This is a genomic window from Clostridium sp. CS001 (assembly GCF_020443565.1).
In the GTDB taxonomy this organism is placed as follows: domain Bacteria; phylum Bacillota; class Clostridia; order Clostridiales; family Clostridiaceae; genus Clostridium_AD.
Window position 1 is genome coordinate 39,342 of record NZ_JAIZZN010000006.1, and the last position, 13,584, is coordinate 52,925.

The window sequence follows — 13,584 nt, forward strand, 5'->3', positions numbered from 1 at the left end:
AAATTATTATTTTTTAGAATAATAAAGTTTACGCCTATACACTTTATGAATAATAACTTGCAATATTAAATATAAACTTCTCACTCTATATAATGTTGATATATTTTTAACAACTTTTATTATTAAATTAGCTATTTTTATAAAACATACAATTACTGGCACTCAATTAACTTTATATATCATTAAAACTATAATATTTTGATAAATTTAGTCATATTTAGTCGTTGGTATATTTTTTAAAATTGTATTAATATTCATAAATAAAAAAGCGCAGCGAAGTAATTAAATTTCTTCACTGCGTTTTTTATATTAGTTGTTTTAAGATTTCATTACATCTTTAACATTCATATCTTCTATACATCTTGACACTGTTTCACTTTTACCACTTACCATATTTGCAAGTACCATACTCAATATACCTTCCATTGCATTAGGTGTTTTTCCATCAGCTCCACCCATTATTACCGTTTGTGGTACCAGTTGAGATTTGGTTATCTTTAATGCCTCTGCAAATGCCATCATAACACTCTGTTGCACTTGAAGTTCTGGACCACCATATGCCTCAACTAAAGCTCTTGCTGCCGCTCCCTTTGCAATACCTACCTTTGTTTCTTGCTCAGCGGTAGCATCTGCAACAGCTTTAATATTTAGTGCTGTTGCATTACCAACTTTTTCAAGTTTGAATGCCTCTGAGCTTGCTTGTAATTCTACTTGCTTAGCATTAGCGGTGGCTGTTAATTCAATTGTCTTAGCCCCTGCAGCTGCTTGCGCTTCTCTAGTATACCTTTCAGCATCTGCTTCTTGAGTTCTCTTATATTTGTCTGCTTCAGCAAGTTTCTGCATTTTTAATGCTAACTGCTCTGCCGATCTTAATTCTGATTTACCTTTGTTGTCAGCAACCTCAATGTCAATACTTGATTGTGTAAGTGCAGACTGGGCTGTTGCCTTTGCTTGAGCCTCATTTAATTCCCTTTGCTTTTCAGCAGACTTTTGCTTAGCTTCGTTAGTCTTAATCTCTTCCATAGCTACTTGTCTATCTCTTAATTGTGCAAGAATCTTTTCAATCCTTGTATCACTAGCTGAAGCAGCAGGTGTTCCAATTAATACTTCCTGTAATTCTAAATCATATAATTTAAATTTCTCTTTCATTTCATCTGATGCTTGTTGTTGAATTTGACTTCTATCTTGAACTAATTCTATAAGTGTCTTGGTTTGCCCAATATTCTTGAAGTACCCAGCCACCATAGGGTCAAGAGATTGTTCAATAAGCATTTTAATGTCTCCAAACCTTTGTATAACTGATGATGCTTTTCTATAATCAATATTAAATACTACTGTTAAAGGTAGATTAGGTTCAAAAGCATCCTTAGTTATTAAACTAATTTCTTTTAAATTATCATCTAATCTGTGTACACCAGTTTGACCACTAATCCATTTTAATATAACGTTAGTGGTAGGAACTGGCACAACTTTACCAGCATAGGTATTGAACGCATATTTACCTGGCATCATAGGATCTCTCCAAATACCCTTTTTACCTTGCTCAACAAGCTCTCCATGAGAGTACCCTGTACCTGAAACATCTTCACCTTTATCTCCAAAATAACTTACAACAACTCCTACATAACCAATCTCGATTATACTCTTAGGAACTATATCAACACTTGCGAACATTCTATTAATGAAGTAAACCCCATCTGTAAGTACTTGCATCTGTTTACCTTTCCTACCATCTGCTGCCAAGAACTTCTCTGGCTCTTGGAAGTTATTGTGATAGAATTCATTATTTATACCATCACCAACAATAGGTGCTATAATTGCTCCATTGTCTGGTGTTGGTCCCTCATTAATAGTGACAATACCTATAGTATCACGACTAGCTAAATTGTTACCTGCTTTATTGTAAATAACTGACATTTCACTACCATCATTCTGCTGCATTAGTTGCTCAGGAGCTTTTGAGCTGGATATAAGTACAGGACTAAAACCTCCTACTCTAATTAAATCACTTCTCATTGTTTCTATTTGAGCAGTCTCATCCTTTGAAGTAAATATTGAATGCACCTTGTCTTTTGTGATTATAATAAATTGTGCTAAATTAAATGCATAAGTACCCTCACGGAGAATCTGCCTCTGTGGACCCTTTTGCCCACCATTACTTAAAAATGCTACAACATCCTGGAATGATTTACTTTCTGGTATTACCTTACCTAAAGTTTGACCATCTCCTAAGCTTTCTCCTGACCTTGAAAATACATAAGCTATTTGACCTTGTGGTATGGTTACAAGCCTTACCTTCTTAATCTTATACTTGAAAGGTGTTTTGAAGTGAACACCAGCCCTTAGCACTTCTGGTTGGTAACCTGCCTCTCCTTTAAGTGCTATAAGCCCATCTGCAGGAACAGATCCCCCCAAACTCCACCATTTTTCAACAATGCCTACTTCATCTGTCCCAATGCTTGTAAACCCTATGCCATAAGCAATTAAAAATAATGATACTAGAACTACACCTACTATAATTAAAATTGTATAATCCATGCCCTTCCCCCTTTACAGTTTTTGTTCCTAATTATAAATATTGTAACATGATAATTATATCACAAATAATGTTCTGCTAGAACTCATAGTTATATATTTTTTAAACGGTTTTTACATCCGAAAGTGTGATAAAAAAATTAAAGTAGAGATGTATAATTACCATCTCTACCTTAATAAACTCTTCAAGTTATTTAACTTTTTCTTTTACTTTGATTTCTAACATTAATATTTCCGATGCAAATTCAGCAGGCTTCGATTTTACTCGCATGTGCATATATTTAGCACCATTTGGTGATATATTATCTAAAGTACTTTCACTGAACCCTAGAGAAATTCCATTACTCCAATCACCTGGTGTAGAAGAACTTGTGCTCATTATATATTCATAATTAGTACCCACTTGTAAATCCATTAACTTAAATGCACCTTCATTTGTTCCTGGAAGTAAAATAATTTTAGCTATTTTACCTCTACTAGGCACTTCTAATTTTTGAACATAATATTGAGATGATTTTTTCGGTCTAAAATAATAAGTTTTTCCTGGTTCTAATCTTATAGTCTCATCATTTCCAGTAGTAGCACCTGAAAAATTACTGCTAAGCGACCATTCGATATCTTTAGATATCTTTTCATTTGTAGCCTCTTTTTCAAAGTTTATTGTATACTTAGGCATTTTTCTTAATTCTTGAATTTCTCCTGCAAAACTAGATTCGGAAGCTTTAAATCTAAAGTAGTAAATGCTGCCATCGCTGATTGTAAGCGGCGATGTTACCCCTCCATTTCCGCCTATATTTGCTGATAAAAAGTTGTCATTATTTGACCATTCTACTGTAATAGGCACATTTTCTACTGTAGAATTATTTTCATAATCTATACTGAAGTTTGTAGATGATGGTCTTGGTGGCACTACTAATTTCTTATAACTACTTGAAAATTCTGATTCAGTAGCTCTCTTTCTAAAATAATAAGTTTGTCCTGGTTTTAATGATACCTCTTCACCTAAAGAATCCTTAACATTGTATGTGAATTTAATATCCTCTGCATATTGTATTCCAGCTGGTAATTTATTTTTAGTTTTCTCATTTTTAAAATCTATAGTTAGATCACCAGTTATTGTCTCCGTTCTGGATTTTATATTCAGCTTATAAACATCTTCGCCTGCAAATTCACCTTCAGTTGATGCATATCTAAAATACAAATACTTTTCCGTATCTCCTGGATTTAAATCAATAACCTGTCCTGTTCCCTTTTTAACATCTTTTATAAATTTATCATCCTCAGAATATTCAACATTATTTGGAACTATCTGTAGAGTTTTCTCATCTGTATAGTTAATATTAAAATGATAAGGTAATTTTGTTGTATTTCTTTCTTTGCCCTGCAGCTTAAATTCTTTACTTGAAAAGGTCCTAGAACTGTCAGATGCTTTGACTCTAAAGTATAACGTTTTACCTGGTATTAATTTTACACTCTTATTCTCTCCTAGCTTTACATTTGTAGTAAATGCTATATCTTCTGCATATTCAATAGAACTTGAAACAGTTTGCTTTGTTGATTCAGTAACATAGTTTATATCAAAAACGGGCTTATTAGGTCTTGCCGGTATTGACAATTGAAATATATTCCCTGGAAGTGCCTTATCTGTAGCCTTAATTCTAAAATATAAAATCTTTACTCCATCATCTATACTTAAATTGCCATCAAATCTAACTTTTTGATTTTGACCATCTTTTTTATTCTTAGTAAAATTTTTATCTTCAGCATATTCTACTGTACTCGGTATTGCTTCGACTGTACATTCATTTATGTAATCTATTGTATACTTAGGTGCTACTACATTAGAATTTCCAACCTCTATATAATTGTTTTTATTTAAGATTTCTCTTGCAAACACCTTTTTCGACTTTTCATAAGATATATTTCTTGTTTCATTATCGCTGCATACATTCCAAGTTCCATTTATACCATTTGAGGAATCTACACTATATTCCATTTCTACTGTAGTATTAGTAAGCCTATTGCTTTCATGATCAATACCAACACTATCAAGATAAATTGTAGTCCTTAACTTAACTCCATCTCTTTTTAATACTTCATATAATAAGTTTGGAGTTTTAATAAGTTCTTGTAGTGTGTAAGGTACTCCTTTCTTAGATAAATCCTTTATATTTGGTATATTACTAGTTGCTTTAGATTGATTAAATTTAATTATTTTTGTTTGTAGTATATTTCCACTACTGCCTTTTGCAATTATCTGGATATCATCTCCATCTTGAAGTGACGTTATTCCAACGTTATATACTTCTGATGAACCTTTTTTTACAAGTTTAGCTTCATACTGTTCCAAATTTATTACAATTATAAACTTGGATACAGCTGTATTTTTGCTTATATCTATACTCGTAATGTTTCCTTTACCAGTATTTGCTGCATTATAAATTATGACTCCATTTATATATTCAGGATTTACAAAAACATTTAATTTCATAGGTGAATAATCTTTTAAAAGACCATCTAAAGAAATGCTTTCTTGTCCTTTTATTAATTTATTAAAATCATATTCTCTAGAATTAATATCTATAGCGGCATTAACACTTAAGCAATTTAATATTAGCATTAATACAATTGCCGCACTAATAAATTTATGTAAGCTTCCCTTGTTCATATTATGTAAATTAATTTTCATTCTATTTGCCCTCCTTAAATCATATAATGCTACTGACTTATAATATGCTCTTTTTTATCTAATAACTTGTTATTCTTATCAAATATTTGAATAATTACTTTTTTTCCTACACCTATATCGGAAAGTCCTAATGCATAATTATTATTACCCTCATATTTCATTTCAATATTATTTACAGTTACTTTGAAAACCTCTTTTGAAGTGTTAATTTGAATATATGTGAGTAATGTGCTAATGTTTGTTTTAATAGAAATATCATTACCATTTAATTCTTCTAGCTTAAAAGAATATATAACTTGTTTTGATAATCTTTCTCCATTTTCACCCTTTATATCATTAACATAAATCTTATAAGATTTATTTACTTCGTATTCTTTTATTGCTGAAAGCTCTACAGTTTTCTTGTCACTTAGCAACTTTAAATTAGTACCAATCTTATTATTACTGCTATCAACTACGTAAATGTTTGATAACATACTGCTTTCATCAATGTTTTTATTAAACTTAATGCGCCATACCTTTTTCGCATCTTTTATAATAGATTCATTGCTGATCTCCTTTGCATTTATGTTTGTATAAGTAGTAGCCGCTATGAAATTAGTATTTATACCAATATTAAAGGCTAAAAACACAATTAATACTAGGCATGCAGTTTTCTTAAAAAAATTATTACATTTCATTAAATATCCTCCTTAAATTGAAAGTATCTTTTTAAAAATAAATTGTTTATATAATACATGAATGTTTAGACAATTTACACCAGACATCCAAAAATAGCAAATTAAAGATAGCTTAATATATAATACCATACTTCTACTTATAGATATCGTCAACTTATAGGATTTCTTTACTGTTTTCATGAATATGATCATTATTTTGTCTTAATCACCAAAATAATGTAAGTACTAAAAAGAATAAAAGGGTACTATTAGTATAGTGATTTCTTCAATTTAAATCTAATCTGAATTTTTCAAAAAATAACACAAATATACACAATCCATCAGAATAAATTAATTCTGATGGATTGTGTATTCATACTTTATGTGATTATTTTATATAATTCACTGTGTTTTCTTTTCTTTTTGGCGCATTAGTTATATTAATCTTTTTATATCCAAGGGCTATTGAATGTATTTGTTTAAAGCCCTCTGGTATTCCAAGTTCTTTAACAAGTTCTTTGCCTTCTTCACTATTTAATAGATATGCAATAAAACCAACCCAACATGAGCCAATTTCTAATGATTCTGCTGCTATAAGCATATTTTCTACTGCTGCGCCACAATCCACTGAGGCATAATTATTATTTTCATCCCCTGATACTAATACTACTGTCGGTGCATTGTAAAATACGTGAAAGTTTTCATTATCAGCAAGTCTTCTAATATATTCATTATCAGACTTTCCTGCAACTACTTTAAAATCAACATTTAATCTGTCTATGATATCTTTGCTTTGCATTACTGTAAAGTGCCATGGTTGTTGATTATTAGCACTTGGCGCATAAATGCCTGCATCCATTATTGCTTGTATCTCTATTTCCTTAAGTTGTTCTGGCAAAAAAGCCCTTGTACTTCTTCTATTTCTTATGTTTTTTAAAGTTTCATTCATATTAAAACCCTCCATTTTGTTTTTACTATTGATCAATTTCAATTGTACTATTATATTACCTTAATGCAAGTACGCACTTTTTTAATTTATAGTTACCATATTGATACCATCATGTTTTATTTATTAATCCTAAATATCTTAATTTATTTAGAATGTTTGCAATCATTACTATATAAAAATGGCTTTGCTATTTTATTTTTAAAAAAGTAGAGCGTGACTTAAAATTACATAAGCCACGCTCTACTTAATAACATCTTTTAGATATCCCTACATGTAATATCTTATATTGTCAATTACAATACCTGAACTTAGAATAACTATATTTACAATCAATAGCACATTAACAAAGCTCATAACTTGAAACCATTCTTTCCACTTCCACTCATTCCTAAGTGCTCTTCTTGCGTTTCTTTTTAATATGAAACCTGAATAAAGAATTAATCCAAATGCTCCTACAATAAATAATGTGCTACGTACAGTCTCTAGTGTGGCTTTAGTTCCACCATGTTTTACTAAAGTGAATACTAATGCAGATATCACCGTTAATATAAGCGAAATTACTAGTCCCACTATTATTGATTTAATTATATCCTTAGCAATATTAAAAATCTTGTCCTTATTCATCTTCATATTCTTATCTTCTTCCTCTCTTGTATACTTATACTATAATAATAAAATCTTTTAACAACATTACAGCACCGCAGGTGATGACTTAATATAAGTGACACGCCACAAAGTGATTTGCGCCTACTTCTTTAAGTCGTGGCATTTCCTCACTACATATATTCATAGCAAAACTACATCTTTTTCTAAACCTACATCCCGGCATAGGATTAATTGGACTTGGAACTTCACCTTGAAGCATTATTTTCTCTCTTGTTCTTTCAAGTCTTGGGTCCGGAATTGGAATTGCTGATAAAAGGGCTTTAGTATATGGGTGAAGGGGATTTTTATAAAGCTCTCCACTTTCTGTAAGCTCCGCAACAACTCCTAGATACATAACAGCTACCCTATCAGACATATGTTTAACCATTGAAAGATCATGGGCAATAAATAAGTAAGTAAGTCCCATATCTCTTTGAAGTTTAATAAGAAGATTTACAACCTGTGCCTGTATGGAAACATCAAGTGCTGATATGGGTTCGTCACACATTATAAACTTAGGTTCAACAGCTAATGCTCTTGCTATTCCTATTCTTTGTCTTTGTCCACCTGAAAATTCATGAACAAATCTATTACTATGTTCTTTATTAAGCCCAACTAGTTGTAGAAGGTTCTGAATTCTATCTGTTCTATCTCTGGTGTTTGCAGCTAAGCCATGAATATCAATTCCTTCTGCTATTATATCTCCAACTGTCATTCTTGGATCTAAGGACGCATATGGATCTTGAAAAATTGTTTGCACTTCTTTGTAAAATGCTTTCTTTTCGGAACCTTGTATTTTGTGTACATCCTTGCCTTTATATAGAACACTACCTTCAGTTTTTTCATACATTCCAATGCAAGTTCTACCACAAGTAGTCTTTCCACACCCAGACTCACCAACAAGACCTATAGTTTCACCTTCTCTTATTATAAAGCTTACATCATCAACAGCTTTTAAAACTGCATTTTTACCTACGTCAAAATATTTCTTTAAATTCTTAACCTCGAGTACTACTTCTTTTTTATTTAATTGCATTATAAAACACCCCCGCCAACTTCAAAAGGTACATCTAATTTTGGTGCCATGTCATGATGAAGCCAACATGATGCTCTGTGTTCTCCTCCAAAATCATATGTAGGAGGCTCCTTCGTTAAACATATCTTCATACAAAACGGACATCTCTGTCCAAATCCACAGCCCACTGGAGGACAAACCATATCCGGTGGTGTACCTTTAATGGATACTAAATCTTCCTTATTTTCAAGGTCTAATCTTGGTACCGCTTTAAGAAGCGCCCAGGTATAAGGATGCTTAGGATTATAGAATATATCTTCAAAATTTCCTCCCTCAACTACCTTGCCAGCATACATAACAAATATCCTATTAGCAAGATCAGCAACTACTCCAAGGTCGTGAGTAATTAGTACAACTGATGTCCCTAGCTTTTTTTGAAGGCTTTTAATTATGTTAATAATTTGTGCTTGTATTGTAACATCTAATGCTGTGGTTGGTTCGTCAGCTATTATAATACTTGGATTACAGGCAAGTGCAATGGCAATCATTACCCTTTGTCTCATACCACCTGAAAATTGATGCGGGTATTGGCCAATCCTTTTGTCAGCATCAGGAATTCCAACAAGTTCAAGCATTTTCAAAGCTTCTGCCAAAGCTTCTCTTTTGTTCATTCCTCTATGAATTATTAAGTTTTCTGCAATTTGATTTCCAACTTTCATGGTTGGATTTAATGCCGTTAAAGCATCTTGAAAAATCATACTACATTGTCCACCCCTAAAATCCTGCCACTGCCTTTCAGTAAGTTTTAATAAATCTTCACCTTTATATAAAATCTCACTACCCTCTTTAACAACACCTTGTGGTTTTTGTATAAGTCCCATTATTGCTTTAGACGTAACGGTTTTACCACATCCTGATTCACCTACTATTGCTACACATTCTCCCTTATCTACATCAAAAGACATACCTCTTACTGCCTGTACTTCGCCAGCATAGGTATTATATGATACTTTTAAGTTTTTAACCTCTAATAATTTTTCCATGTTCTGCCTCCTACTATTGACGAAGTTTTGGATCCAGTGCATCTCTTAAACCATCACCAAACAAGTTAAATGCTAATACTGTTAAACAAATTGCAAGTGCTGGAAAAAATAATTGATATGGAAAGAAAGCCATTGCAGTTTGACCATAGGATATAAGTACACCCCAACTTGTATTTGGAGCTTGAAGACCTAGTCCTAAAAAGCTCAGCCCTGCTTCTGCAAATATATATCCCGGTATACTAGTTGCAATAGTTAATATCAGCACCCCTATTGTATTGGGAATTAAATGTTTTATTATAACTCTTGTTGGAGAAGCACCCAAGGCCTCAGCTGCAAGTATATATTCATGCTCCCTAAGTTGCATAAGTTGCCCTCTTATCATTCTTGAAGTACCACACCATGATGTAATGGTAAGTGCAATAATTAAAGTTGGAATACTGTTGCCCAAAACTACTATTATTAATATTGTTAAAAGTAGACCTGGAATACTAGTTAGTACCTCTATGATTCTCATCATAATCTCATCTACCCATCCACCAAAGTAAGCCATTATACCACCGTATATACAGCCAATAACAACTTGTACCGCTGTTGCAATAAGCCCTATTGCAATGGATACCCTCCCACCATACCAAACTCTTGAAAACAAGTCTCTTCCCAAGCCATCAGTTCCAAACCAATATTCACCATTAGGTAATATATTTTTATTCTTACCATTAACTGTCATAAAATCTTTTCCACTTATATATGGACCTACAGCAACTAATATTATTAGCAATATTAATACCACTAAAGATATCATCGCTATAGGATTCTTTTTAAGTCTTCTCCAGGCATCCTTCCAATATGTTATATTAGGTCTTGTTATCATATCAGCATTTTGCTCATCGCTACTAATTAATTCAAACTCTTCTTTATTTATCCCCATCATTGATAACTCCCCCCTCTATCTTTTTCCACCTGTGAGTCTTATTCTTGGATCAACCACTGTATACATTACGTCAGATATAAATATAGACAATATATACATAGCAGTAGTTAATATAGTTTGTCCCATAATTATTGGAAGATCTAGACCTGAAACTGCGCCTACATAATAAAGCCCAAGTCCTGGTATTGAAAATACTCTTTCAATAAAAAACGAACCTGTTATACACATTATGATAGTCATAGGTAGGTATGTTACTATTGGTATCATTGAATTCCTTAATATATGCTTAAGTATTAATCTCTTACTTGATAAGCCCTTTGACTTTGCAGTTAGTACATAGTCTTGATTAATAACATCTAGCATAGAAGTTTTTAATAGCCTTGAATAAGATGCAATATATCCGAAACATCCTGCTAAGGTAGGTAGAACAGTATATTCCCATCCACCAAACCACAAATCTTTACCTGTAGGCCAGCCTATTACCGGAAACCACCCAAGATTCCCCCCAAACCACTTTTGAAGTAACAGTGCAAATACAAATGAGGGTACAGAAATAAGAACAACAGCAGTTGTTATTACAGTATAGTCGGCCCATGTACCTCTTTTCATAGCTGCAACAATTCCAAGTAGAATACCAAAAATCATTCCCACTACCATTTGTTGTATTCCTAGTCTTGCTGATGCTGGTAATTTGGTTTTTATTATACTTCCCATAGTTTGTCCAGGATAAACTATAGATTCACCAAAATCCCCCCTTAACATTCCCGTCATGCTTTTAATATATCTTTCACCAACAGGTCTATCATATCCATATTTTTTATACATGGCAGCTTTTATATTTGGTGGTAATTTTTCTACTTTTGAAACTAGTGGGTCACCTGGTACTGCTTGCAATAAAAAAAACGTGGCCGTGGCTATTATAAAAAGTGTCAGTAGCATTTCTGCAAACCTTCTAATAGTGTAACGAATCATGAAATCCTCTCCTTTTTTTAATAACCTGCAGAGCTCATAGAGAGCACCTGCAGGTTGTTGTTATTATGATTATTACTTTCTACCAGAAGTGTATGCCCATCTCCACTCATAAGTCATACCAAACTGAGGATACATGAAATCTTTAACATAATTTTGTACGAATCTTCTTGTATCTGTATAATAAATCGGAGCTAAAGCAACGTCTTCTTTTACTAGAAGCTCTTCAAGTCTTTGATACTGTTTAAGTCTAGTTGCAGGGTCTATCTGAGTTGCAAGCTCTTTTATGATTTTAGTATACTCTGGATTGCCATACTTCATTGAGTTATTGTCATCTTTACTTGCAAATAAATCTAGAAAGTTTATTGGGTCGTCGAAATCTCCTATCCATCCACTTACAAAAACATCCCACTTCTTCATATCTTTTTTAGCTGCAGAATAAAGTGTATAGTTTCCAAGTTCTTCTACGGTTAAATCTATTCCTATATTCTTTTTAAATTGTTGTTGCCACCATTCATTAGCTTGTTTAGCAGCTGCAGTCGCTCCGTAAGTAATATATTTAATCTTTATTTTGCTTAAATCAGTTGTATCTTTTCCAAGTTCCTTAAGTCCTTCTTTAAATAATGCTTGAATCTTTTCAGGATTGTTTACATACTCAGTTGCTAGTTCTTTTAATGGTTCTTTAGATACTGTTCTGAATACATCGTTTCCTGCTGTTATTGATTTTGGAATCCATCCATAAGCTGGTGTGTACCTATTCAAAAGTGTATTTAGATAGTCTTCTCTATCAAATGCCATGGACATTGCAAGTCTTATCTTTTTATTTGACATTAATCCACTTGGTCCACCTTCCCAATTGAAACCTAGATAATAAGCACCTGGCGCGTCTCCTGAAGAAAATTGGAATTTACCTGCCTTTGCATCTGCCTTCCATTTTTCAATATACTCTTGTTTAGATCCAGTAACATCTAGTTGCTGTGTTTCAAATAATTGAGCTTGAGTTGAGAATTCTGGTATATCTCTCATCTCTACTAGTTTAATGAATACGTTTTCAGCATCCCAATAAGTAGGATTCTTTTCAAAACTTATGCTATTATCTCTTACCCATTCCTTTATTTTATAAGGTCCACAATAAACTTGTTTTGTAGCATCTGTTTTCCAATTCTCTCCACCTGCTTTTATAATATCAAGTCTTACAGGTTGAAATGCAGTAAATGCTAATTTTTTTTCAAAATATGGTGTAGGCCTTGCGAGTGTTATAACTAATGTTTTATCATCTTTTGCAACTACTGCAACATCTTCTGCTTTTCCAGTACCGGCATTGAACTCTTCAGCACCTTTTATTTCATATGCAAAGTATGCATATGGAAAAGCATTATCCTTGTCTAATAATCTTCTGAATGAATCTACGTAATGCTGAGCAGTTACTTGCACACCATCACTCCATTTATAATCTCTTAAATGAAAAGTCCAAGTTAATCCATCTGAAGAAGTTTCCCACTTTTCAGCTCCTGCTGGCACTATAATGTCTTTTCCGTCCACGGTTTTTGTTCTTGCTAATCCTTCTTGAAGTTCATTTACTATCGTTCCTGAGCTTGTGTCTTGTGATTCATTTGGATCTAGCGTAGTAGGTTCAATGAATACTAACTTTAAGTATTGATCATCGTCCTTCTTAGCCTCAGTACTTGGTTTTGTTGTGTCAGTAGTTGTTGGCGCTGTTGCTGGTTCATTTTTTTTGCACCCCGTAAATCCCCCTGCAACAGTTAACATAATTGTTGATACTAGCAACAAGCTGAGCATCTTTTTTGTTTTCATTTCATAACCCCCCTAAAATATTGATAACTTTATATAAACTTTACACTAAGTGTAAAAGAATATATCCTGCTTATATGGGATATAATTACTTATATGACACATAATATTCAAATTAATTATTCTTTAGTTACATTTATGTATCCTTATTACAGTGAATATATTATAATATATTATAATACATTCTATATTATAGGTTTATTTGTTAATTATCAATAGTTTTCCATAAAAAAGTTTTAACAACAATTAAAATATTCAGAAATATAGATAATTTAATTGAATATAGCACTAACGTTTCCCATTACTTTATAATATAAGGTATAATGATATAAATACA

At 32.4% G+C, this 13,584-nt stretch carries 10 protein-coding genes; all 10 read right to left on the minus strand.

Annotated elements, in window-relative coordinates; genetic code table 11:
- Positions 1–318: 318 nt before the first annotated feature.
- The 10 genes from LGK97_RS05915 to LGK97_RS05960 all read right to left on the minus strand — a co-directional run bounded on the left by LGK97_RS05915 (position 319) and on the right by LGK97_RS05960 (position 13,250).
- Positions 319–2,538 carry an SPFH domain-containing protein gene (locus LGK97_RS05915; RefSeq protein WP_226258825.1) on the minus strand — a complete coding sequence of 740 codons (2,220 nt, stop codon included), beginning with the start codon at positions 2,536–2,538 and terminating at the stop codon, positions 319–321.
- Between the two features lie 187 nt (positions 2,539–2,725).
- On the minus strand, positions 2,726–5,224 hold the full coding sequence (locus LGK97_RS05920) for a hypothetical protein (protein WP_226258826.1): 2,499 nt from the start codon (positions 5,222–5,224) through the stop codon (positions 2,726–2,728).
- 29 nt (positions 5,225–5,253) lie between these two features.
- Entirely contained in the window at positions 5,254–5,904 is a 651-nt protein-coding gene (locus tag LGK97_RS05925; protein ID WP_226258827.1) for an Ig-like domain-containing protein, read from the minus strand.
- 367 nt (positions 5,905–6,271) lie between these two features.
- Positions 6,272–6,832 carry a nitroreductase family protein gene (locus tag LGK97_RS05930; RefSeq protein ID WP_226258828.1) on the minus strand — a complete coding sequence of 187 codons (561 nt, stop codon included), beginning with the start codon at positions 6,830–6,832 and terminating at the stop codon, positions 6,272–6,274.
- A gap of 267 nt (positions 6,833–7,099) precedes the next feature.
- A complete protein-coding gene (locus LGK97_RS05935; RefSeq protein ID WP_226258829.1) occupies positions 7,100–7,462 on the minus strand; it encodes a hypothetical protein in 363 nt (120 codons plus the stop codon).
- An 82-nt stretch (positions 7,463–7,544) separates the two neighbouring features.
- Positions 7,545–8,513, minus strand: a complete 969-nt coding sequence (locus LGK97_RS05940) for an ABC transporter ATP-binding protein (protein WP_226258830.1) — start codon at positions 8,511–8,513, stop codon at positions 7,545–7,547.
- Positions 8,513–9,535, minus strand: a complete 1,023-nt coding sequence (locus tag LGK97_RS05945) for an ABC transporter ATP-binding protein (RefSeq protein WP_226258831.1) — start codon at positions 9,533–9,535, stop codon at positions 8,513–8,515. The genes LGK97_RS05940 and LGK97_RS05945 overlap by 1 nt, the downstream gene beginning before the upstream one ends.
- Before the next feature lie 13 nt (positions 9,536–9,548).
- On the minus strand, positions 9,549–10,466 hold the full coding sequence (locus LGK97_RS05950; protein ID WP_226258832.1) for an ABC transporter permease: 918 nt from the start codon (positions 10,464–10,466) through the stop codon (positions 9,549–9,551).
- Positions 10,467–10,481: 15 nt separating this feature from the next.
- Positions 10,482–11,438 carry an ABC transporter permease gene (locus tag LGK97_RS05955; protein ID WP_226258833.1) on the minus strand — a complete coding sequence of 319 codons (957 nt, stop codon included), beginning with the start codon at positions 11,436–11,438 and terminating at the stop codon, positions 10,482–10,484.
- A gap of 72 nt (positions 11,439–11,510) precedes the next feature.
- The gene (locus LGK97_RS05960; RefSeq protein WP_226258834.1) at positions 11,511–13,250 is read right to left on the minus strand and encodes a peptide ABC transporter substrate-binding protein; all 1,740 of its coding nucleotides are present in this window, start codon (positions 13,248–13,250) and stop codon (positions 11,511–11,513) included.
- Positions 13,251–13,584: the final 334 nt, after the last annotated feature.